At 56.1% G+C, this 23,420-nt stretch carries 21 protein-coding genes; 7 read left to right on the top strand and 14 right to left on the bottom strand.

The window, feature by feature from the left end; translation table 11 throughout:
* Positions 1-197: 197 nt before the first annotated feature.
* The 3 genes from GOV89_RS20210 to GOV89_RS20200 all read left to right on the top strand — a co-directional run bounded on the left by GOV89_RS20210 (position 198) and on the right by GOV89_RS20200 (position 1,276).
* Positions 198-455 (top strand): type II toxin-antitoxin system ParD family antitoxin, encoded by a 258-nt coding sequence (locus GOV89_RS20210; protein WP_170418358.1) that lies wholly within the window; start codon positions 198-200, stop codon positions 453-455.
* A complete protein-coding gene (locus GOV89_RS22930) occupies positions 445-789 on the top strand; it encodes a type II toxin-antitoxin system RelE/ParE family toxin (RefSeq protein ID WP_170418355.1) in 345 nt (114 codons plus the stop codon). Before GOV89_RS20210 ends, GOV89_RS22930 begins: the two co-directional genes overlap by 11 nt.
* Positions 790-1,135: 346 nt before the next feature.
* Positions 1,136-1,276 (top strand): hypothetical protein, encoded by a 141-nt coding sequence (locus GOV89_RS20200; RefSeq protein ID WP_170418352.1) that lies wholly within the window; start codon positions 1,136-1,138, stop codon positions 1,274-1,276.
* 44 nt (positions 1,277-1,320) lie between these two features.
* Here the strand turns inward: GOV89_RS20200 and GOV89_RS20195 are convergent, their stop codons facing one another.
* The 4 genes from GOV89_RS20195 to GOV89_RS20180 form a co-directional block, all read right to left on the bottom strand.
* On the bottom strand, positions 1,321-2,424 hold the full coding sequence (locus GOV89_RS20195; RefSeq protein WP_170418349.1) for a glycine cleavage T C-terminal barrel domain-containing protein: 1,104 nt from the start codon (positions 2,422-2,424) through the stop codon (positions 1,321-1,323).
* Positions 2,425-2,527: 103 nt separating this feature from the next.
* On the bottom strand, positions 2,528-4,105 hold the full coding sequence (locus GOV89_RS20190) for an ABC transporter substrate-binding protein (protein WP_170418346.1): 1,578 nt from the start codon (positions 4,103-4,105) through the stop codon (positions 2,528-2,530).
* Between the two features lie 120 nt (positions 4,106-4,225).
* Positions 4,226-5,410, bottom strand: a complete 1,185-nt coding sequence (locus tag GOV89_RS20185; RefSeq protein ID WP_171238907.1) for an acetyl-CoA C-acyltransferase — start codon at positions 5,408-5,410, stop codon at positions 4,226-4,228.
* Between the two features lie 16 nt (positions 5,411-5,426).
* Positions 5,427-7,025 carry a fatty acid--CoA ligase gene (locus tag GOV89_RS20180; RefSeq protein ID WP_254451557.1) on the bottom strand — a complete coding sequence of 533 codons (1,599 nt, stop codon included), beginning with the start codon at positions 7,023-7,025 and terminating at the stop codon, positions 5,427-5,429.
* Between the two features lie 194 nt (positions 7,026-7,219).
* On the opposite strand from GOV89_RS20180, the gene GOV89_RS20175 reads away from it, so the two are divergent.
* From GOV89_RS20175 to GOV89_RS20165, 3 genes are read left to right on the top strand one after another with little or no spacing between them, the layout of a single operon-like run.
* Positions 7,220-8,167 (top strand): ABC transporter permease, encoded by a 948-nt coding sequence (locus GOV89_RS20175; protein ID WP_170418369.1) that lies wholly within the window; start codon positions 7,220-7,222, stop codon positions 8,165-8,167.
* Positions 8,164-9,039 carry an ABC transporter permease gene (locus tag GOV89_RS20170; protein WP_142638852.1) on the top strand — a complete coding sequence of 292 codons (876 nt, stop codon included), beginning with the start codon at positions 8,164-8,166 and terminating at the stop codon, positions 9,037-9,039. Before GOV89_RS20175 ends, GOV89_RS20170 begins: the two co-directional genes overlap by 4 nt.
* Positions 9,036-10,823, top strand: coding sequence for an ABC transporter ATP-binding protein (locus tag GOV89_RS20165; RefSeq protein WP_170560184.1), 1,788 nt, complete (start codon positions 9,036-9,038; stop codon positions 10,821-10,823). The genes GOV89_RS20170 and GOV89_RS20165 overlap by 4 nt, the downstream gene beginning before the upstream one ends.
* Positions 10,824-10,830: 7 nt before the next feature.
* Here the strand turns inward: GOV89_RS20165 and GOV89_RS20160 are convergent, their stop codons facing one another.
* Positions 10,831-12,030, bottom strand: a complete 1,200-nt coding sequence (locus GOV89_RS20160; RefSeq protein ID WP_254451556.1) for a serine hydrolase — start codon at positions 12,028-12,030, stop codon at positions 10,831-10,833.
* A 108-nt stretch (positions 12,031-12,138) separates the two neighbouring features.
* On the opposite strand from GOV89_RS20160, the gene gcvA reads away from it, so the two are divergent.
* Positions 12,139-13,068, top strand: a complete 930-nt coding sequence (gcvA, locus tag GOV89_RS20155; RefSeq protein WP_170570577.1) for a transcriptional regulator GcvA — start codon at positions 12,139-12,141, stop codon at positions 13,066-13,068.
* On the opposite strand, the gene GOV89_RS20150 is transcribed toward gcvA, so the two are convergent.
* The 9 genes from GOV89_RS20150 to GOV89_RS20110 all read right to left on the bottom strand — a co-directional run bounded on the left by GOV89_RS20150 (position 13,056) and on the right by GOV89_RS20110 (position 23,401).
* A complete protein-coding gene (locus GOV89_RS20150) occupies positions 13,056-13,820 on the bottom strand; it encodes an SDR family NAD(P)-dependent oxidoreductase (protein WP_170796548.1) in 765 nt (254 codons plus the stop codon). The two genes, gcvA and GOV89_RS20150, sit on opposite strands and share 13 nt — an antisense overlap.
* A 407-nt stretch (positions 13,821-14,227) precedes the next feature.
* Positions 14,228-15,370, bottom strand: a complete 1,143-nt coding sequence (locus tag GOV89_RS20145) for a serine hydrolase (RefSeq protein ID WP_010443828.1) — start codon at positions 15,368-15,370, stop codon at positions 14,228-14,230.
* Entirely contained in the window at positions 15,367-17,457 is a 2,091-nt protein-coding gene (locus GOV89_RS20140; RefSeq protein ID WP_170418327.1) for an acetate--CoA ligase family protein, read from the bottom strand. Before GOV89_RS20140 ends, GOV89_RS20145 begins: the two co-directional genes overlap by 4 nt.
* Positions 17,454-18,614, bottom strand: coding sequence for an acyl-CoA dehydrogenase family protein (locus tag GOV89_RS20135; protein WP_029622287.1), 1,161 nt, complete (start codon positions 18,612-18,614; stop codon positions 17,454-17,456). The genes GOV89_RS20140 and GOV89_RS20135 overlap by 4 nt, the downstream gene beginning before the upstream one ends.
* A gap of 11 nt (positions 18,615-18,625) precedes the next feature.
* Positions 18,626-19,423, bottom strand: a complete 798-nt coding sequence (locus tag GOV89_RS20130; protein WP_170418324.1) for an ABC transporter permease — start codon at positions 19,421-19,423, stop codon at positions 18,626-18,628.
* Positions 19,420-20,268: an ABC transporter permease gene (locus tag GOV89_RS20125; protein WP_010443824.1), complete on the bottom strand. Its 849-nt coding sequence runs from the start codon at positions 20,266-20,268 to the stop codon at positions 19,420-19,422. Before GOV89_RS20125 ends, GOV89_RS20130 begins: the two co-directional genes overlap by 4 nt.
* A gap of 65 nt (positions 20,269-20,333) precedes the next feature.
* On the bottom strand, positions 20,334-21,440 hold the full coding sequence (locus GOV89_RS20120) for an extracellular solute-binding protein (protein WP_170418321.1): 1,107 nt from the start codon (positions 21,438-21,440) through the stop codon (positions 20,334-20,336).
* Positions 21,441-21,516: 76 nt separating this feature from the next.
* Positions 21,517-22,518, bottom strand: a complete 1,002-nt coding sequence (locus GOV89_RS20115; RefSeq protein ID WP_029622289.1) for an ABC transporter ATP-binding protein — start codon at positions 22,516-22,518, stop codon at positions 21,517-21,519.
* The gene (locus GOV89_RS20110; protein ID WP_120981302.1) at positions 22,511-23,401 is read right to left on the bottom strand and encodes a 3-keto-5-aminohexanoate cleavage protein; all 891 of its coding nucleotides are present in this window, start codon (positions 23,399-23,401) and stop codon (positions 22,511-22,513) included. Before GOV89_RS20110 ends, GOV89_RS20115 begins: the two co-directional genes overlap by 8 nt.
* Between the last annotated feature and the right edge of the window lie 19 nt (positions 23,402-23,420).

Here is a 23,420-nt window from a genome sequence, read left to right as displayed (position 1 = left end):
GAAATTGGGCTCAACCGATATCAATGCGCGGGGATCAGATTCCTTTGAACGGCGTTGGCGTGCCAATACGATGTAGCGGGATATGCAGGGAAGTTTGTTTCTGGATAGTAATGGCAATAAAACACGTTCGTTCGCGCCCAATATTGACTGTTGTTTGCAGCAGCTTATACTACTCAGTAGTATACATGAGGCTTGATATGAGCGTTAAAGCATCAATATCCCTGACTGAGTCACAAGACGCCTACGCGCGGAATCTTGTCGCCCAAGGTCATTACGCCAGCCTGTCTGCCGTGCTTCAGCATGGGCTTGAACTGATGCGTGAGCAATCGCAAAACACTGACGCACTGCGAGAGCTGCTGGATCAGCGTCGAAACGGAACCTTCACTACTCTCGAAGAGGGCAAGGAGCGTACCAAAGACATGATCGCACGCAAGCGGGCTGCGCGTGGTCTATAAAGTCGTTCGCGCCGAAGAAGTCACCTCAGATCTCGATCTCATTTTTGACTATCTTGTTGAAACCGCTGAGCACTTTGGCGAAGATCTGGAAACCGCTTTTCTGCGCGCTGAGAAGCGCGTCATAGAGATTCAGGAGAGCCTCGAAAGCCTGGCGAACGTTCCACATCAAGGCACCCTAAGACCACATCTCGGCAATAACATTCGGAACGTAACCAAGATCAAAGCGATCATTTATTTTGAAGTCGACGATGACAAACTGATCGTACGCGTACTCGCTGTCTTCTATAGTGGTCAAAACCACGATGCGCACATTCTGCTGCGCCTATTGTCCTGACCCCACGCATCCATTGGCCGAGCGATCGGCCGGCAGTTCTCATAAGTCGGCTACCTTTTAATAGCCGAACAGTGCTGAATCTCGAGTGCATTCCTGCGGTTCAAAACTAAGACCTAGCCAAGGATTTCAGTCTGGATGCCATCAGGGTCATGGAGGAGAGTGGTCCACTCAGAGCTGGATCTGCGCGATTGGTGAGCTTTGGTCATGCGATGGTTGGTGGTTTCCCGATCCTGAAAGACGCAGTAACGTACGGTCTGGGTGTTGGTTTTGTCTCTGGGCTAAAAACTGGTCAGTCAGCGCCGTTAGCGACCCGTCGGCTTCTCGCTCCGCGCCATTGAACTTGCTAGTGGTCGAAAAATTCTACCTAGACGTGGTGATCTGCACCACTGGCGATGGAGCAGATCTGGATGAGTTCTTCGGCCACATGAGTGTGTGGGACAACAAGGGTTGGGCGACCCGACGAAAAGCACATCGGTTCATTGAATAATCGGAATTTGCCCTTTCGTTTTGGTGACCAGGTCCGTCGTGCTCTCAGAGAAAAGGCAACTCGCAAAGCGTTCCGCCAACCGGTCCAGCGCCACGTTTTACCGTGACCCTGTCGCCGGGTTCGGCATCGACCGAGACCAAAGCAAAGCCGATATTCTTTTTCATCCGGAAAGACCAGGCGCACGTCGTCAAATCACCAATTTTTACCCCCCCTTTCTCTATGTCGTTCCAAGTGAATTCTGGATTTGCAGGACTGCCAGCGTCCAGCACAACGCCCAATTGATGCCGTTTCGGCCCCTCATCCGCAATACGGCGCAACGCATCGATCCCAATCGTGTCGTCAGGCACATGCAAGTCCACATATTTGCCCATGCGGACTTCGTAGGGATTGGTCTGTCCATCGGTGTCGCCTCCATAGGAAACGAGACCGCTCTCGACTCGCTCACTCCAGTTGGGGTTCCCTGGACCAATACCGTGTGGCTGGCCGGCCTCTTTGACGATGTTCCAGAGTGCAGTGCCTTTGGCACTATCCATCAGGTAAATCTCGAACCCACCTTGTTTGGACCAGCCCGACCGGGCGACGGCGACCGGAATACCGTCAATTTCGGTTTCCCGGAACCAGAAGTATTTCAGGTCTCGCACCCAATCACCAAAGATCGAGGCAACCACAGTTTCCGCCTTGGGACCCTGCACGGCCAGAGGTGAGACATCAGGCTCACTGACTTCCACATCCAATCCGCGCTCTCGTGCGACGGCTTCGGCCCAGAACCAGATATTGCTGTCCGCGATAGACAGCCAGTAGCGGTCTTGGTCCAGCTTCAGCAGGATTGGATCGTTGATAAGCACGCCATGGTGGTTGCAAAGTGGAACATACTTGCCTTGGCCCATCTTGCATTTTGAAAGGTCTCGCGGCGCAAGGATTTGCGCCAGACGCCCGGCATCTGGGCCCTTTAGCTGCACTTGCCGCTCTACCGCAACATCCCACATCGAGACATCGTTGATGATGCGCCAGTACTCCTCCTCTGGGCTGCCATAGGAGGTCGGCATCAACATGTGATTGTAAGTTGTCATGGCACACACACCATCGGCCAAGGTGGCCTCATAGAAGGGTGATGTGCGCAGACGCGTGGACGGAGAAATAGAGAACATGGCTTGATCGCGATTTAAGGGAGACAAGAGAAGGCCGCCGGTCCGGGTGGAACCGGCGACCAAAGGTCAGTTGACTGGTGCCACTGACGGGGAGAAAGCAGCCTTAGGTAAGCCAGATATTGCGTAGAGTCTGACCAAACCCACCAAGAGTTCCAACCGGATGGGGTGTGTACCCCATGACGTTTTGTGCTGTTGCCTCAAGTTGGTTCTGGAACACGGCGTTCACAAAGCCGCCATCGTCGTTCATCATATGCAACATGTCGCAATACATCTGCGCGCGTTTTGCCTCATCCAATTCGGCGCGGGCCGCCAGGATCATGGAATCGAATTCGTCAGAACCCCACATGGTTTCGTTCCAACTGCCACCTTTCATGTGAGCGATGGTCAGGAAGGCATCGACAGTAGGTCGAGCGTTCCAACCCGACATGGTCATTGGTTTCTGCATCCAGGTGTGGGTCCAGTACCCGTCCGATGGGGTTTTTATCACATTTACATCTACCGCTCCCTTTGCAGATTGCTGGAAAGTCAAAGCAATGTCGTTTGCCGAATTCCCAGCAGTCTCGGACGTATGGAGGTCGAAGCCCGAAACCCCTGCCTTGTCGAAGTAGAACTTTGCCTTGTCGGGATCGTATTCGGCAGGCTTTACGTCCGGGCACCAGTACTTGTAGGTCGGGCCAATCGGTGTGTCTGCTGAAATAGTACCTATTCCCTTGAACACCTGGTTCAAAACAAGTTCACGGTCCAACGCGTGTTTGACACCTTTACGGAAATTCGCGTCATTTGTCGGAGCGCGGTCCACCATCATCACCATGTTGGTAAACGAACCAGTCGGTGTATTGTGAAGCGTCACAGCGTCGTTGGAGTTGAGCTGATCAACAGCGAAGGCCGGAACGTCGTATACGGAGTCTACATCCCCCGCTAACAACGCGCTCAACATTGCGTTTGCGTCCGGAACAGGGATGAAATCCAAGCCATCTAAGTAAGGCTTACCGTCCTCATAGTAGTTTTCGAAACGTTCGAAAACCACTCGCTCGCCGGGAATGAATTCCATCACCTTGAACGGGCCGGAGCCAATTGCATTCGTGAAATCGCTGTGCCCGGCTGGATGGATGGACAGATGGTAGTCTGACATGATCACCGGCAGGTCTGCATTGCCCGAGGACAAGGTGATCTTTACGGTCATAGCATCGGGTGCATCGATTGCAGTGACTGTCGAAAGCAGAGCCTTGGCAGGCGATTCCGAACCCTCGGCAATGTGGCGCGACAGGCTTTCGACTACATCGGCTGAGGTGACGTTCTGACCGTTGTGGAAAACTAGGCCATCGCGCAACTTGAATGTCCATTCGGTAGCTGCATCGTTGACACTCCATTCCTCTGCAGCGTCGCCTTCGACCTCAAGCGAGGGTAGCAAACGAGTCAATCGCTGGTAGACGCAATTGCCGTAGACTGCATCCGAAGTATCCGTCATCCTGACGGGCTCTAGGGTATCATCGGTGTTGCCCTGCGCGATCCGCAGCCAACCACCGCGTGTTGGCGACTGAGCGTATGCGGGACCTGCCTGGGCAAGAATGCCGCTGGCTGTGGGCACCAATAAACCAAAAGCGCCTGCGCGTTTGAAAAAACCGCGACGACTGAGCGATCCCGCCTTATATTGGCGTACCAAGCTATCGATGTCGGACATTTTTTCCTCCCAGATGACCGATGCGGGTTGCACCCGCTGTTCATCGAAGTTTGAGCGGACGGCACCCGGTACACAAACAACCGATTCCATGACATTGCCATAACTGAGGTTATGGAAATGTCAGCAGACTTCGAAAAGCCCGGCTGCACCCATACCACCGCCGACGCACATGGTGACGACAACATACCGAACCCCGCGCCGCTTCGCCTCAATCAACGCGTGGCCAACCAACCGGGAGCCAGTCATTCCATAGGGGTGACCGACGGAAATCGCGCCGCCATTCACGTTTAGCCTTTCGGGGTCAATACCCAGCTGATCCCGGCAGGGAATGGCCTGGGCTGCGAATGCCTCGTTCAATTCCCAAAGACCAACGTCATCCACTTTCAATCCGGCACGCTCCAGTAGCTTCGGAACAGCATAAACTGGTCCCATGCCCATCTCCTCCGGAGCGCAACCTGCCACAGCAAGGCCCCGGTATACGCCTAGTGGAGCGAAGCCGCGCCGTTCGGCCATACGGGCCGACATCAGCACACAGGCCGATGCCCCGTCGGACAATTGGCTCGCGTTTCCTGCGGTCACGACACCGGCTTCAACAACCGGCTTCAGCCCCGCAAGCGTTTCGATTGTCGTTCCCGGCCGGTTGCCTTCGTCTTGCCTAATCGTAACGGTTTCTTCGGTAATTTCGCCAGATTCGCGGTTTTTGACCAGCTTGGTCGCTGTTACAGGTACGATTTCATCGTCGAATGCCCCTGCAGCCTGGGCGGCGACAGTGCGCGTTTGCGACAGTGCCGCGAATTCATCCTGTGCCTCACGAGTTACCCCGTGCAGTCGCGCTACATTTTCGGCGGTTACAAGCATCGGCATATACGCGTGCTCTGAGGCTTGGACTACGGCTGGGTCTTTTTCGTCCATGACCCAGTCGAAATACCTGGCCTGCACCGCGGAAATATTCTCTTGTCCTCCCGCCACGACAATGCCCATTCCGTCGACCGAAATCTGTTTTGCCGCTGTGGCAATGGCCATCAGGCCCGAGGCACATTGACGATCGAGAGTCTGGGCTGCCGCCGTTGCCGGGAGACCACCTGCAAGCGCTGCCAGGCGGGCGATGTTCAGGCCGGCAGTCCCAGCGGTCAGGACCGATCCCAGCACCACATCTTCTACATCTGCTGGATCGATACCGGCCCGACTGACGGCGGCTCGTATGGCGTATCCAGCGAGTGTCGGCGACTTCGAGTTATTGAAGGCACCCTTGAATGCCGACCCTATGGGTGTTCGAGCGGTTGATACGACAACGACATCTTTCATATCACGAACCTTCCTATTAGATGAACCGGGCCCTAAGGGCCTTCTTGTCCAGCTTGCCAACCGACGTTCTTGGCAAGCTGTCGGTAAACTCAATCCGGTCTGGGATCGCCCATTTCGAAATCGCCCCTTGGTCTACCGCCACATCGAACGCCATACGAAGACGGTCGTAGGTTTTTTCGGTTTCATCACAGCAGGTAACAATCAGCATAGGGCGTTCCCCCCATTTCGTGTCTGGAACGCCAATGGCGGCCGCTTCACTCACACCTTCAACGGTGCTCGCGAGGTTTTCCAGTTCAAGCGAAGACACCCATTCGCCTCCGGTCTTGATCACATCTTTAACCCGGTCGGTGATCCGCAACGTGCCCGTTTCGTCGATGAACCCGACATCTCCAGTATGCAGCCAGCCGCCTTGCCAAAGTGCCCCCGTCCCGGCCTCGTTTTTCAGATAACCTTGAGTTAGCCAGGGCGCGCGCGCCACAATTTCTCCCGTCGTCCTTCCATCGCGAGGGGCATCGTTCATATCCCCATCAACCACACGGATTTGCACAAATGGCGCGGGTTTTCCTGTTGCAATCCGAGCACTCAGCGGTGTTTGCGGGTCCCGCGTGGCCATCATGTCCGCCACTGTCAGGAACGGACAGGTCTCTGACATGCCATAGGCAGCGTGCACGTCAACTCCGTGCTCTAATGCCTGCCTTGCCAGACCTTCGGACAGAGCAGAACCGCCTATGATGACCTTCCAGTTGCTGAGATCTGTTTGCGCGACTTCAGGTGCATTCAGAAGCATCGCAAGTATCGTCGGTACACAATGCGAGAACGTAACACCGTGCTTTTCGATTAGCCCCAACAGGCGGGCGGGATCGTAACGACCAGGATAGACTTGTTTAAGGCCCATCAATGTGGCGACATAGGGTATGCCCCAACCATGCACATGAAACAGCGGGGTTATCGGCATGTAGACATCGCTTCGGTTCAGCCCGCCGCCTGGTACCGGGCCTAATCCGGCCGCGACCGCCATTGTGTGCAAAACCAGTTGGCGCTGGGAGTAGCTGACCCCCTTGGGATCACCTGTGGTACCGGTCGTGTAGAAAAGCGTCGCTCGGATATTCTCGTCAAAATCCGGGAATTCTTGCTCCGGTTCGCACTGCTGCAGCAGGGCCTCGTACTCGCCTTCCGAGGACTCCACCTCGGGGAACACCCCATCGTCGCTGAGGATTACCAACCGCCAAGGCCGCTCGATCCGCTCAGAGATCTCGAGTAGAAGTGGCAAAAAGTCGACGTGGCATAGGATTACGTCGTCCTCTGCATGGTTGATCGTGTAGAGGATCTGATCCGGCGACAATCGGATGTTCACGGTATGCAGCGTGGCCCCGATCATCGGAATAGCAAAGAAACACTCGAGATACCGATGGCTGTCCCAATCCAGAACGGCCACAACGCTACCCACACCCACGCCAAGTGAGCGCAACGCCCCTGCAGCCTGGCCGACGCGCCTGGCAAAAGTGCGGTAGTCATACCGCTTCGTATCGGCGTGTACGATCTCCTGATCTGGCGTGTTTGCCAGCGGCGTGGCGAGGATTTGCTTGATCAACAATGGGTAGGAATAGGCAGTCATGGGCATCTCCGATCGCCCCAGTCTTTGCGTTCTCCAGCCCTGCGGAACAAACAACAAAATCTCGGTCTTTGCCCAAACAAAAGAATACACATGCCTTTGCTATAACCAAAACGACCCCAATCTGGTCGCTATGGTTGTTTGTCTCGCTTCAAGCTTGCGCCGAATATGCCGGAAGCCTTGAAGGGAGGACCAAGGTGTACCGAATTATTCTGACCCGCCTGGCTCAGGGTTTACTAACCTTGCTCCTTGCTTCCATCATTATCTTCGGCGCGACGGAAATCCTTCCGGGCGACGTTGCTGAAGCCATTCTAGGACAAAGCCGCACCGAAGAATCGCTTACCGCGCTTCGCGAAGAGATGGGACTCAACCGCCCTGCAGTAGTGCGTTATCTCGATTGGCTGGGCGGTATGATTCAAGGGGATCTGGGGACATCATTGGCCACCAAGCGACCTGTGGCTGACATGATAGAAAGCCGTATGTGGAACACTCTGCGGCTTGCGCTTTTGGCAGCGGCAATCTCGGTTCCGATGTCTTTGGCTCTTGGCCTTTGGTCCGCGATGCGCGCCGGTGGCCGGATCGACAAAACTCTTGCCATGACCACACTTGCGTTGATTGCAGTGCCTGAATTCTTCATTGGTCTCATTCTGATGAAAGTTTTTGCAGTCGAACTAAAGTGGCTCTCCGCGTCAGCCAACACGCGGCCCTACTTTGATTTCTGGCAGAATTTCCGGGCCTTGGCTCTCCCCGTAGCCACCCTCAGTTTTGCCGTTCTGGCGCACATGATGCGGATGACACGTTCGTCCGTCATCAACATCTTCACCTCCCCATACTTGGAGATGGCAGCACTCAAGGGCTTGCCCAAGCGTAGGCTGGTTTTGCGCCACGCGCTGCCTAACGCGCTGTCGCCGATCTTCACGGTTATTGCACTTAATCTGAGTTACATGGTGTCCGGTGTCATTATCGTTGAAACCGTGTTTGGCGTACCCGGCTTAACGCGGCTTCTGGTCGACGGTGTCACTCTGAGGGACATTCCACTCATCCAGGCCTGTGCAATGATTTTTGGCACTGTCTATATCCTTCTGAACCTACTGGCCGACGTCCTGTCCATCATGGCGAACCCGCGCTTAAGGTACCCAAAATGAGCGAAGCAACCGATATCCCCACTCCCCGGGCCTCCGTCTTTGCGGGCCTGCGCCTGACCTGGACTGCAGGTATTGCCGGCGCGGTGCTGCTGTTCTGGCTCATCCTTGCGTTTTTTGGGCCATGGATCGCACCCCATGGTGAAGCCGAAATCATCTCAGGCCAGACCTTTGCACCGATAGGCGAAGGCGGTTTGCTGGGTACTGACAAGCTGGGACGAGATGTATTGTCCCGCCTGATCTATGGAGTACGTACAACGCTGTTGCTGGCACTTGTCACCACCATGATCTCTTTTTTATTCGGCGTCGCACTCGGTTTTGCCGCCGCGATTCTGAGAGGCTGGTTCGATATCGTAGTAAGCCGCGTTGTCGAGGCATTCATGGCTTTCCCCTCCACCCTATTGGCTTTGGTTGTCATAGGCGCCTTCGGTACTTCTATCACAGTGCTTGTTCTGACTGTTGGGTTGGTCCTCTCGACCAGCGTATTCCGTGTCTCTCGAGCACTTGGCTATGACATCGGCGTTATGGATTTTGTCGAGGCTGCCCGTGCGCGGGGCGAAGGCACCTGGTGGATTCTGACACGTGAGATCTTACCCAATTCCATGGCCCCCTTGATTGCCGAGTTTGGCCTTCGATTCACCTTTTCGATCCTGTTCCTTTCGGGCCTGTCGTTTCTTGGCCTAGGAGTGCAAGAACCTGCGGCCGACTGGGGGCTCATGGTGCAGGAAAACGTGGGGGGGCTGTTCCTCGGTTCGTCCGCAGCGCTTATACCAGCTGCATGCATTGCCTCCTTGACCGTTTCCATGAACCTGCTTGTTGACTGGTTCCAACAGCGCCAGCAAGGCGAAACTGTTCTGGAGAAGATCGACCAATGACCGACATTCTGACCATCAAGGACCTGCGCGTCGAGGGACGCCCCCCAGGCGGTAACTATGTGCCAATTGTCAAGGGCGTGTCCATGAGCGTCGCCGAGGGCGAAGTGTTGGCACTCATTGGCGAAAGCGGCTCGGGCAAATCTACAATCTCTCTGGCATCAATGGGTTTTGCCCGCCCCGGATGTCGCATCTCAGGGGGTGAAGTCTGGCTGAACGGACGGGACATTATGAAATTGCCCCCACGCGACCGCCACAGCTTGCGCGGGGACGAAGTGTCTTACGTGGCACAATCGGCGGCAGCCAGCTTCAACCCTGCGCTTAGGATCGGCAAGCAAGTTATCGAGGCACCTCTTTGGCATGGCACCGGAGATGCCGAAACTCTGACCGCGAATGCAATAGAGCTTTACCGCAAACTTGACTTGCCCGCCGCGGAAACCGTCGGCGACAAGTTTCCACATCAGGTTTCGGGCGGTCAGTTGCAGCGCTTGATGGCTGCAATGGCCATGTCCTGTGGACCCGACCTTCTGATACTCGACGAACCCACCACTGCGCTTGACGTAACGACCCAGATCGAGGTGCTGAAAGCCTTTAAGGACATTATCCGCAATCAGGGTACCGCCGCGATTTATGTCACACATGATCTCGCCGTAGTCTCGCAGGTGGCTGACCGAATTCTAGTGCTAAAAAACGGCGAGATGGTCGAGGAAGGCACAACGGATCAGATCTTGCATCACCCACAGCACGAGTACACTCGCACACTGATGGAGGCTGTCCGTCCTGCTCCACACTTGGTGGATCACGTGGAGACAGATCTGGCTCAGAGGCCGGTGATTTCGGCACGGAACGTGACTGCGGGTTATGGCGCTCTGACCATTCTCTCTGATGTATCCGTCGATGTACCTGCCGCTTCGGTCGTGGGCGTAATTGGCGAAAGTGGTTGTGGAAAAAGCACACTTGCCCGAGTTGTTGCGGGCCTCACACCGTTAAAGGGCGGAGAAGTCCAACTCGATGGCAATACCGCCGCTCCAGCAGTGAAGGATCGGTCGATTGAAACGCTCAAGGATTGCCAGATCGTCTTTCAAATGGCTGACACGGCGCTAAATCCTCGGCAACGGATCAGCGATATCCTGGGCCGTCCGCTGGAATTCTATCTGAACCTCAAGGGGCGCGCACGCGCGCAGAAGGTCGGCGACCTCTTGGAACTGGTCGATCTTCCTCGCGATTTCGCCTTCCGATATCCCGGAGAGCTGTCTGGTGGGCAAAAGCAACGCATTAATCTCGCTCGCGCGCTTGCCGCCGAGCCCAAGGTGATCCTTTGTGACGAGGTGACTTCGGCGCTGGACACCGTGGTGGCCGCAGGTGTGATCGAACTCCTGAAATCGCTGAAGGACAAACTGGGCGTCGCCTACATGTTCATCAGTCACGATCTTTCCACCGTAGCTTCTTTCGCCGATGAGGTGGTTGTACTGTATGCCGGACGTGTCGTCGAAAAGGGACCATCAAAAGCGGTTTTTCGCCCGCCTTTTCACCCCTACACAAAGCTGTTGCTATCTTCGGTGCCCGAGATGCGCCAAGGCTGGCTGGAAGGCGTGGCAGATACAAGCGAGGCAAAGGCGGCTAGTGCTGGCAGCGTCGAAATCGGTGCGCGGGGCTGCCCCTTCGCCAACCGCTGCACCCATATCATTGCGGGAACATGTGATACTCGGACTCCACCTTTGCATGACCTACCCGGTGGATTGAGCATCGCTTGCCATTTGACCCAGACGAACCTGCCCCTAGGCTGACGTCGCCTCAGTCCACCAGCGCCTGGTAACTCAGAACTCTCAGCTCACGGCGCAGAGTATAGGCGCTCGAAGGAATTAGCTGCGTCATAAGTATCACAGTCATCTCCTCGATCGGGTCCACCCAAAAGGCGGTCGAGGCCATACCGCCCCAGGCAAATTCACCGGGTGAGCCGATGATCTTGGCCCGCGCCGGGTCTAACATCACCGACACACCGAGTCCGAAGCCAACCCCCTCAAAGGTAGTTTCGCTGAAATGAGCCTGTCCCCGGCTCGCCAAATCGCCGCCCATGTGATTGCATACCATTAGATCAAAAGCCTTGCGCCCCAATAACCTGCCTCCGTCACATCTGCCGCGCCGAAGAAGCATCGTTGCAAAACGCTGGTAGTCGTCCATTGTGGAGAGCAGCCCACCGCCCCCGCTTTCCAAGGTAACCGGCGCAATGAAACCTTGCTGATCATCAGAAGCAACAAAGCCGCCTGGCGCGCGGTCATAGAGCGTGGCCAAGCGGCCAGACTTATCGGCCGATACGGCGAAGCCTGTGTCCACCATTCCGAGCGGATCAAAGATCCGTGTCTTAAGAAATTCGCCGAGAGTCTGACCACTGATAACCTCGATCAAATGGCCGAGAACATCCGTCGAAAGGCCATAAAACCAACGGTCACCCGGCTGAAAGGCCAAGGGAAAACTGGCTAGCACTTCAACAGCTTCCGCCATCGTCGTAAGACCTCTGTCAAAATCGAGACCGCTATCCGAAAGGGCACGCTCCAGCTCGTTTCCCTGCGGATCACCATAGACGATCCCCGCCTGGTGTGTGAGAAGATCATGGATTGTAATACCCCGGTCAGCTGGCTCGGTCTCGTTCAGAGCGTGACCAGGACCCTTCCAGACCTGCGGGTTTGAGAAACCTGGGAGAAAGTCGCAAACGGGCTGATCCAGTTGAAACGCCCCTTCTTCGTAGAGCATAAGCAGGGCGAGCGAGGTCACAGGTTTGGTCATCGAATAAATGCGCCAAATAGTATCAGGTAATACAGGCCGCTTCGACTTTGCATCGGCAAATCCCGCACGCTCCGAAAAACATATCTTTCCCCGGCGAGATATTTGCACAGCCAGACCAGAAAGGCGTCCGTCATGCACATGGGCGTTCATCCAATTGGTGATGCGCGACAGCTTAATCGGGTCTAATCCCAAGGTATCTTCTGGTTGCAAGTCGTCAGCTCCATATTGTCTCAACGTCAATCTGCACCGAGATTCTCTTGGCGTTCAAGCGATGGATAATCTATCTATAACCTAACTGAAATTATGCTTGAGTTGGCCATGAGCACACGGCGACTTCCCCACCTGACCTGGCTGCGCGCATTCGAAGCGTCGGCCAGGCATCTGAGCTTTACCCATGCGGCGCAGGAACTGAACCTGACACAAGCAGCGATCAGCAAACAAGTGAAATTGCTGGAGCATTACTTGCGCGAGCCGCTCTTTGAGCGCAAACCCAGAAGTCTGGTCCTGACCAAAGTGGGCGCCGCCTATCTACCGAAGGTCAGAGACGGCTTTGAACGCCTGGCCGCGGGAACCGAGGAAGTGTTTGGCCTGCGGCGCTCCGAAGTCCTGACCGTGCGGGCGCCGGTCGGGTATTCAGTTAACTGGATCGCGCCGCGACTTCAGGGATTCTTTGACCGCCACCCGGACACTGAAGTGCGTCTGGTCTCAAGTGTATGGGGAGATCAGTTCGACAATGAGCGGTTTGATCTCGATATCCAATACGGCACAGGGAAGTGGCCAGGATACAAAGCCGACCGGTTAACTTGGGAGGTGATCAAACCGGTTTGCTCTCCAATTTTGCTTGAGGGTTCCAAAGCGATCCGCAAACCAGATGATCTTGCCCACCATCGCCTGCTACACGTGCTCGGTTACGAGGAGGGTTGGGCTGACTGGTTGCGTTATGCAAAGGCAAGCGGTGTCAACTCGGGACAGGGGTTACAGTTCGACACCTCGCTGCTTGCTTTCGAGTTTGCCTCTCGTGGTGGCGGTGTAGCTTTAGCACGGTCCTCAATGTGCGGCGTCGAGATCGAGCGCGGACGACTTGTTGAACCCTTCGAGCTCGAAGCGCCCCTGCAGGAGGCTTTCTACTTGATCGCACCGGAAGCGGATCGCGACCATCCTGATGCCCAAAATTTTCGCGAGTGGCTGATCGAGACGTCAGAAAACGACCTCGAAAACAAGCGCATTCGAGAGACCTATCCGGCTTGAAGCCGCACGCCTGCGTCAAGACGAATGGTCTCGCCGTTCAGCATTGGGGTTTGGATGATGTTAACGGCAAGGCGCCCAAATTCCGCGGGCTCGCCAAACCTGTTTGGAAACATCCGGCCATCTAGCATCCCGTCGATTACCTCCTGCGGAATATGATCAGCGATCGGAGTGCGAAATAATCCGGGCGCAATTGTCATGACCCGCACTCCGCGGGGCATGAATTCACGGGCGGCCTGCAATGTCAGACTGGCAATCGCGCCCTTTGAAGCCACATAAGCCCCCTGCCCAATTTGACCCTCGATTGAAGTAATCGAGCCTGTGTTGATGATAATCCCGCGCTCGCCATCTTGATTGAGCGGCTCCTGCTGCATCATCCGGGCTGCGCATTTCGTCATGACGCTGACGGTTCCCATCAGGTTGACGTTGATCACCCTCGCGAAAGCTTCCATTTCAACTGGACCGTCCCGTCCGACAAGTCGCATACCGCCGGGGATGCCCGCACAGTTGACAACTATGCGAATTGGTCCGCTCCGGTCTTCGGCCAGATCCAAAGCGGCCTCGACCGCAGAACTGTTGATAACATCACAACCTATGCCAAGCGCGCCGATTTCCGCTGCCGCGTTTTTTACCCGAACTTCATCGAGGTCCAGCAAGGTAACTCGTGCTCCGGCTTTGCTGAGCGCCTGTGCAGTAGCAAGCCCCAGTCCTGATCCTGCCCCGGTCACGATCGCAGATAGTCCTTCAATATCCATGCGTGATAATCTCCGTTTGTTCAAAACTTCTTAACCCAGAACCAGAAGTTAAACATCGAAGTTCTATTTACCCTTTGGCCAACCAAAAATCATTTTGCCTCCGCGTGCAGTGCAATATGTCGGGACGGACGGGTCACAAACCTGCGCTGTTGTTTGGAACAATTGCTCCGCGATAAGCGACTTCAGGCGGGTTGAGTCACACCCGCGACATGCCTTGTTGACAACTTCGGCAGGATATCCCGACAGACGTAAATGCCGCGCTGAGAAGAAGTTCAGTTTAGGTGATCGAAACTGGATGATCGAAGAGTGGGTCGGATCACTCTAAAAGATTCGGCCCAGGTCAAGGACTGCAAAGCGGCCAATCCGTGCCTTCCCCGCTGACACCTAGCTCGGCAACTGCAAACCCGTCAAATGACAGAAAGGCAGACGTCTCGAAGCGTTGTGGCCAGCTCTCCCATATAGGTGTCATCGTAACCCGAGTCATTCTCCAGCACACTTAAGAATGCACAGCTGGTGCCGGTGACCATATCCACCATGAGGAACTGCCCTCCATAGCCAGCATGACCGATTAATCGACCGTCGGTCATGGTCTGGTTTGAGTACTTGAGCCAATTCTTGGGTGGTGTCATCGCTGGCGCGCGGCGGATCAGAGTTTTTTGCAGGAAACCGGTGTTGGCCATAGGTCGACCGTGCAGGTCGCGGCCTTCCCGCGCCAGTAGCAACCCGAACCGCGCGAGGTCGCGCACGCTTAGGCAACCGCCACCGGAAAACGCTGGGTGCCCGTCCTTGCTGAGGCTGATGTGAAACGCGCCCTCGTATCCTGCGGCATCAGCAATCTCTTCGATTTGCTCAGCCATTGGAATGGGCGAAACCTTGGCCGCTATCAGGGTCAGGACATCCGTGTTCGCGGATTTATAATCGGCTTGTCGCACCCCCGAGTTTGCCCTGAAACCAGTAATCGAGGCCGCAAATTCCGCAAGCGTGATTTCCTTTTCACCCACGCCGGGCAAGCGCCAACCCAAGGCGACCTCTTCAGTATAGCAGTCGGCATCGGGGTCAGCATAATCCTCGGTGAAGTCGTTATCGACGTTCATATCGAGCAGAGATTGAATGCTGGCCTCGGCATACCCGCTGCCGATACCCGGCAGATAGTCGCGGACCTGCGCGTCCAATGACAACAGCCCCTGTGCAAGCAGACGACCTATGATTAAGTGGATGTGTAGCTTTGTCACTGACTGGATGGAATGCGGCGCTGAGGTCGAAAAATCATCTGCGGCTTTTTCCAGAATGATCTGGTCATTCTTTAAACAGCAGAACGCAGAGAAAGCCGGATGGGCAAGCATTTGTGCCAGTTCAGGCACTCGGGCGCACAGATTCTGCTCGGCGGCTTCCAGCTGCAAAACCTCTCTGGAACGCACCATGAGACATCGGCGGAACAGCCGATATGCATTGTGGAACCCATGCCGGCGAAATTCCGGCTGGTTCCACCGCTGCTTGTTGTCGTCTCCAACAGCCAGATCGGGATTGGGTATGATCCTATTCCTGCTCATGACCGGGGCACCTGAATCAGGGCATCAACGGCGACGATGTGATCTGGGTAGACAAACATAGGGTTGATCTCGATTTCTGCGACCTCGCCGCGCGCCTTTAGGAATTCAGTGCACAACCGGTGTAGCGCATCCGCAATTCGTGGAATGTCCGCCTGTCGACTGCCCCGGTACCCCTCTAACAAGCGAGCTACACGGAGCGAACACAATGCGCGCTCGATCTCGTCTTTTGAGGCAGGCAACAACACAGTGCGCGCATCTCGGACCAATTCGGTCAAAACACCGCCGCTACCGATGACCAAACTGGGACCAAATTGCGGATCAGCACGCAGCGTGACGATCAGCTCTGCAAGCGGCTTGGGCGACATGGCTTCGATCAGGAAGCGATCCGTCACCGCCGCGCGGTCATACGCCGCAACCGATGCCGTCATTGCCTTGATCGCCGAAGACAGCCCCTCTGCATCCTTGATCCCCAAAGCGACCGCGCTCGCTTCGGTCTTGTGAGGCAAGCTTGGTGACATCATTTTCAGTGCGACCGGATAGCCGATATCCTGCGCAACGCCAGCTGCCTCGGCCGCATTGCAGACATGTCCGTTTGGCACAGCAACAGCCATTTGCCTGAGCCAGGATTTACCTTTGTCTTCGGTCAATACCATTGGGTTCTGTATAGTTGCACCGGGTCGCAAGGCAGCAGGCCGGTCAATCCTTGTCCGCGCCCTTGCTTCGGACCACCAAATAGCATCACGCATGGCATTCAACGTCTCGTGAATACCCTGCATAGGCGCAACCCCCAGTTCAATGAGATGTCTGCGGGTCCCACGATCAAGATTTTCAGGTAGGGTCGCGCAGATCGCTGCCGGGACGGAGTGTTCCTGAGCGGCCTGCGCAAAAGCTGCAGCATCGTTCTGGTAGTAGATCTTGGACGCGTCCAACCCTTCTGCCGGGTAGTCCTGCACCAGAACAGCCAGATCCGCGTTGAGGGCCGATAGCGCCGTGGCAAAAACCGGGTAAGTCTTATCGCCCTGTCCCCAGATCGGGGTCGTATAATCCAGCGGGTTGGAAACCGTCGCGATCTCAGGCAGCAAACTGGTCAGGCTTTCCTGCCCTGCAGAGCCCACTTTGGGAAAGCACACACCAATCCTTTCCGAGTGATCTGCGAGCATCGTCGCCCCGCCCCCAGAACAGGTAAAGCCAGCGACACGCCTGCCTTGCGGCGCGCCTGCTACGCAGAGGTACTTCAGCGTTTCCAGAAACTGCGAAGGGCTGGTGACGTCGATCACCCCGGTGCGATCAAACAGTGCCTGATAAAGCTCGCTCGAACCGGACAGAGAGCCGGTGTGACTGACCGTCAGAGTCGCCCCAATGGCGGAATTGCCGGTCTTCAGTGCGACAACCGGAACCCCCCGATCCAGGGCTTTCAGCGCGGCGCGTTCAAAAGCAGCAATGTCACGCAACCCTTCGATGTGCAATCCAATGGCGCGCACAGCCGGGTCTTCAGCAAAGGCATCCAGGAATTCCTCAATCCCCAAGACCGCCTGATTGCCTGCAGAAACCATGTAGGCCATTGGCAATGAACGCGCGCTCATGGTGATGTCGGATGAGAACATACCGGACTGGGTAATGATCGCCGCACCGTATCCCGGCGACCAGCCGCCATGTTCAAATGACCAAAGAGCGGCATTGTCGATATAGTTGATCATGCCATAGCAGTTTGGGCCGATCAGAGCCATATCTCCGGCGACTTCGATCAGATCTCGTTCCGATTGTATGTCGCCAGTTTCCTTGAAGCCCGCGGAAAAACAAACGACGCCACCTGCACCCATCTGCTCCAATTCTCTCAGGGCATCAGTCACCCCGGCCGCAGGGATAGCGAGATAGACGGCATCAGGTGGCTCCGGCAGGTCCGAGATGCTGGGAACACAGCCCACGCCATCCAGATCGGCGCGTTTGGGATTAACGGCCCACATTTGCCCTTGAAATCCACGCCGACGGGCTTCGCGCACGGCAATGGTCGCATCACGTCCACCAATAAACGCGATGTGGCGCGGCTTTAAGAGACGCTCAAGATTTTCGCGCCGCGCCGGCGTCATGCGCCAAGTGGCCTCAGGATGGACCTGGTGATGATGTGGCGTTGGATTTCGCTGGTGCCGTCCCAAATCCGCTCCAATCGGCTATCGCGCCAGAACCGTTGGATCGGCATTTCCTCCATCAATCCCATGCCACCAAAAATCTGAACGGCATCATCGGCGATCTTGTTGAGCATCTCTGAGCAGTAAACCTTGACCATTGCCGCATCTGCATCACCCATGACACCCGCTTCGGCACGTGCAACGGCGTCTTGCACCATCAGATCGGCCGCGCGCAACGTCATCGCACCGTCCGCCAAACGGAAGCCGGTGGCCTGAAACGTACCGATCGGTTTACCGAATTGCTTGCGCGTTGCGGCCCACTCGGTCGCCAGGTCAAGGATGCGTTCGGCCTTACCGCAGCAGGTCGCGCCGACCCAGATACGCCCCATGCCGAGCCACTTTCCCGACAGCTCAAGCCCGTGACCCTCTTCGCCCAGGATCTGGTCCGGACCAAGACGCACATTTTCGAAACTCAATTCAAAAGTCTTATAACCGCGATAGCTCACGCAATGCGTCCCTTCGCGGCAGTCGAACCCCGGAAGGCCCACATCGACCAGAAAAGCCGTCACCCGTTTGCGTGGGCCGCGTGGTGTTTCATCTGTACCAGTTGCAGCAAATACAATCGCGAAATCCGGCATGCAGGGACCGGAGATAAAGTGCTTGGATCCATTCAGGATCCAGTCATCCCCGTCGCGTATCGCATTGGTCTTCATCCCCATTACATCCGAACCTGCGTCAGGCTCTGTCAAGGCAAAGAGCTCACGCTTTTCACCGCGCACGGCAGGAAGCAAATATCGCTCACGCTGGTCTCCTTCGCAGGCCATCAGCAATTCCGTCGGGCGCGCCGCCCAGCTTTGCAGCGCATGGCTTGTACGGCCGTATTCCCTCTCGATCAGGGACATGGGCCCATATCCCAGCCCTCCGCCACCGACCTCTTCGGGCAGGTTGCAGGCGAAGAGGCCCAATTCATGCGACCTCGCCTCAATCTGGCGGCCGATCTCCTCGGGCACATAGCCTAAGCGGTCCACCTCTTCTTCATGCGGATACATCTCTGTTTCGACAAATCGGCGAACAGTGCTAACCAGAAGCTCTGTTTCGTGACTGGTTTCCAGATTCATGGCAACCTCATTCATTCTGCCTGAGCCCGCGCGTTTCGCCGCGACAGAACGGCAGAAACGGCAAAGGCAATCAGGGTGATGGCAATCAGGATCACGGCAGCGGCAGCCACTGTCGGATCGGTGTTTTCACGGATGCCGTTCCACATGCGGCGCGGCAGCGTGTAGACGCTGTATTTCGAGATGAACAAGGTCACCACGATTTCATCCCAGCTGAGGATAAAGGCAAAGAGCGCCCCGGCAAAAACCCCCGGCCTGATCGAAGGCAGGATCACCCGGCGCATGGTGGTCCAGTTGGAGGCCCCGAGATTCTTGGAGGCTTGTTCAAGCTTGGGATCAAACGTTGCCAAAGACGCGCTGACCGTGATCAGCACCATTGGGGCTGCCAGGATTGTATGCGCAAGGATCAAACCGGCGTAGCTGTCCAATAGACCCAGAGGGATCCACAACCGATAGAACGCCATGGCGGAAATAATCTGCGGTATGATCAAAGGCAGCAGCAGAAAGGCGCGAACCAATTCGCTGTACCGCGATGACACCCGCCATAGACCGATCGCACAAAGCGTGCCTAAAAGCGTCGCTAATGCGGAGCAGGACAGGGCAATCACGCCACTTTGGAAAAAACTCGACAGCCATTCCTCACTGGTGAACAGCTTCTCGAAATGACGCAGAGAATACTCGCCCTGCGGCATGGACAAAAAGCGTTTCGGCGTCAACGAAACAGGGATGGCGATCAGGGCCGGTGTCACTAGAAACAACAGCAGCACCCATGCCCCCACGCGGTTGAAAAATGAGAACAGGCCCGGCTTCATCGCGCTGCCCCCCCGAACACCGTGCTCAGCTTCATGAACCGCGACATGATCCAAAGCATCGCCAGAACGCCAAACAGCATGATGGCCGCCAGCATCGCCGCCGTGCCCCACTTCAAAGTCACCAGCAATTGAACCGAGATGTATTCTGCCACCATCAGCACCTTGCCGCCGCCCAACACGGCCGGGGTGACATAAAACCCGAGGCTGAGGATAAAGACCAACAGGGTCGAAGCCACAAGCCCCGGCATGGTCATGGGCAGGTAGACCCGCCAGAAGGTCTGGCTTCCGCTGGCCCCCAGGTTGCGCGAGGCGTCCATCACCCTCTGATCAATGGATTGCATCGAGACCAGCAATGGCAACACCGCATAGGGGATCATGTAATGCACCATTCCAATCAGAACGCCCAACTCGTTGCGCATGAAGGCGATGGGTTCAGCAACTAGGCCGATGTCTTCCAATGTGACATTGACCAGCCCCTTGCGTCCCAGCAACATGAGCCAGGCGAAGGTGCGTACGAGGATGGAGATCCAGAACGACACCAATAGCAGGGTCAGCATGTAAGTCTTCTGGCGTTGATGGCAGTGCACCATCGCGTAGGCGATGGAATAGCCGAAAATGACGCTGAAGACCGTCGTGATGATGCAGATGCGTACCGTGGTCCAGACAATGCGGATCAGGGCGTCACCTTCCGTCAGCTTGGCATAGTTGCCGAACCCGGGCTCGGGGTCTGTCACGCTCAGCCAAAGGATATTCAGGATCGGCCCCAGATAGAGCGCGACCACCATCAGCAGCAAAGGCGCGATAATCAGCCATCCTGGGTGGATATGACGGTTTAAGGCTTGCATCCAGAGCTTTCGACATGGGTTTGGCAACCCGACCCTTAGGATCGGGTGACCATAAGCTAAAGCGATCAGCTGATCGCTTCGAGGAAGGCATTCACCGCGTCGCCGCCGTTTTTACCCCACCATTCAGGATCGTTGTAGACGATCTTGTCGATGTTCATGGCCGAGGTTATCGCATAAGGCTGTTGGTCCTCGGGGATCTGGCCAAAGGCCTCGGGATTCGACGGGGTCATGCCAAGGCAATCCAACAGCGCCAACTGCGCTGGTATGTCCTGCGCCGTGGCGATGAAATCCATGACTGCGGCACCCGCCGGGTTGCCCTTGGGCACGATATACGCCCCCGGCATCGCCATCGCCTGATTGTTCACCAACTTGTACTGGCCATCGGTGTCGTTTTCGATGTTGCGACCTCGGTTCTGCCAGATGATCGCCATCGAGACCTCGTTGTTGACCACCATCGAGTGAACTTCCGATCCCGAGCCCCAGTAAAGGCTGTCATCTTTGATCGACTGGATTTTGTTCAAAGCGCGGTCCATATCAAGCGGGTAGAGATCGCTGCCAGCGACGCCATCGGCCATCAATGCGGCCTCGAGCGACCCATTTGCCCATTTGTAAAGCGCACGGGTCCCGGGGAATTTCTCGGTATCAAAGAAATCGGCCCAGTTTTGCGGTGGATTATCGCCATAGGCTTCAGTGTCATACACAAAGGCATACCCGTAGAGGATGATCGACACCCCATATTCCAGCGCATAGCCGGGCAGCGTTTTATCCTTGGACACCACGGAATAGTCAATCGGCTCCAGATGCCCGGTTGGTCCAAGTGACACGGCGTTGAATAAGTCCGCATCCGCCACATCGGCAGTCACATTGCCACTGTCGACCATTTCCTTGATCTTGCCTTCCAGCGGACCAGAGGTATCAAACTTCAAACCTTTGCCGGTTTTGGCGGTAAAGGCCTCACCGATGGCCGAGCCATGGCATTCTTCGGATTGGCCGCCCCAGTTCCACATCACGACATGGTCTGCCGCCGCTTCGGCGTCGCCCGCCAGTACCGCATTCATTGCAACACCCGAGGCACCGCAAAGCGCAAGAAACGTGCGCCGGTCCATACGGCCAGCCCTAAACGCCTGGGCACTTTCGGCAAGCATTTCCTTTTTGAATTGTTTATCGTGCATTTTCTTCCTCCCATTTGATCCGAGATTTGACCCGGCTTTCGGTCATGACGCCTCTGGGCGTTCTGTGTTGGGGTGCCTAGCCCGTTTGTAGCTCCACTGCTGCTGAGTCCTTCCAAAGCAAATCCACCCGCACCCCCTCTGTCAGATCAGAGGCGTTGCGCCAGACGTCGATATCTACCTCAATCTCGGCCCCTTCGTCGGTGTCCACGATGATCCGCTGCATCGAGCCGAAATAGGTGATGCTGCGAATGGCGCCCCTCATCCGGGCCTCGGTGTTTTCGTTGCCAGGCATCAGATCAATTTTTTCCGGGCGCAGGGCAAAGACCTTTCCGTTTTGATGAATAAAGTTCGATTTCCCGAGGAAACTGGCGGTGAACTGATTGATCGGGCGCTCGTACAGCTCTTTTGGCGTTCCGACCTGCTCGATCGCGCCGTCGCGCATGATCACGATGCGGTCAGACATCGACAGTGCCTCTTCCTGATCATGCGTGACATAGATGAAGGTAGTGCCAACGCGGCGATGAATGTCCTTGAGCTGCTCCTGCACTTCGACACGCAGCTTTTTGTCCAGCGCTCCCAGCGGTTCGTCCAGCAACAGCACAGGCGGCGCAAAACACAAGGCACGTGCAAGGGCCACACGCTGTTGCTGACCACCAGACAATTGCCCCGGTTTGCGATCTGCAAACTCCTGAAGCTGAACCAGCTCCAGCATCTCGTCGACACGGTTCCGAATTTCGTCGGCGGGGCGTTTACGCACGCTTAGCGCATAACCTACGTTGTCGCGAACAGTCATATGGGGGAACAAAGCATATCCTTGAAACACCATGCCGAAATTGCGCTTTTCGGCGGGCACATTCGAGATGGACGCACCGTCCAGCGCAATCTCTCCTTTCGATATGTCGAGAAACCCGGCGATCATCATCAACAAGGTGGTTTTGCCCGATCCCGACGGGCCCAACAGCGTCAGGAACTCTCCATTTCGGATATCCAGGCAGATGTCGTTGACAGCACGGAACTGACCAAAAAACTTGGAGACATTGCGAATTTGCAAGCTACCGGTTTGGGTTGGATCAGCCATCCGCCCCCCTCAGGTTCAGCTTGTTGCGCGACTCTTGCGGTGTCAGGATCCGCCCACCCATCCGTTCGATAATCTCTCGGGCGCGGGTGACAAGCTGGCCGTTTGTCGCCAGAACCCCGCGATCAAGGTAGATGTTGTCCTCAAGACCGACACGCACATTCCCGCCAAGCGCGACAGCTGCGGCTGCCATCGGCATCTGCCCCCGCCCAATCCCAAAACTGGCCCAGCTGGCGCCTACGGGCAGTTGCGCCTTCATGGCCGCCATGGTTTCCACCGTTTGATCGGCCCCCCATGGAATTCCAAGGCACAACTGGAACATCGGCGGAGCATCAATCAGCCCCTCCTCCACCATCGCCTTGGCAAATCGGATATGGCCGAGATCAAAGACCTCAAGCTCGGGCTTCACACCCCATTCCTGAACCAGTGCCGCCATCCGACGCAGTGTAGGTGGCGTGGAAATATAGATCATGTCCGTGTCGGAAAAATTCAGCGTGCCACAATCGAGAGAGCAGATTTCAGGCAGGCATTCCTTGATATGGGCCAGCCGTTCTTCTGGTCCGATCATGTCGGTGCCCGGACCGGGCATGGCGGGATTGGACGGGTCTGAAATCCAATCGCCCCCCATACCTGCCGTAACATTGATGACCACATCCGTATCGCTTTCGCGTATTCGATCCACGATTTCCTTGAAGAGCGCCGGATCGCGCGAGCCCTGCCCCGTTTCAGGATCACGCGCATGCACATGCGCGGCAGAGGCCCCTGCCCTGGCGGCTTCGATTGCCGCATCAGCAATTTCTTTCGGGGTCACCGGCACGTGAGAGCTCTTGCCGGTCGTATCTCCCGCACCGGTAACTGCGCAGGTCAGCACAACTTCGTAGGTCATATCCGAGCCCCCCTTTTTA

Source organism: Ruegeria sp. HKCCA5763, from assembly GCF_013034545.1.
Classification (GTDB): Bacteria; Pseudomonadota; Alphaproteobacteria; order Rhodobacterales; family Rhodobacteraceae; genus Ruegeria.
This window is presented reverse-complemented; position numbering and strand designations above follow the sequence as displayed.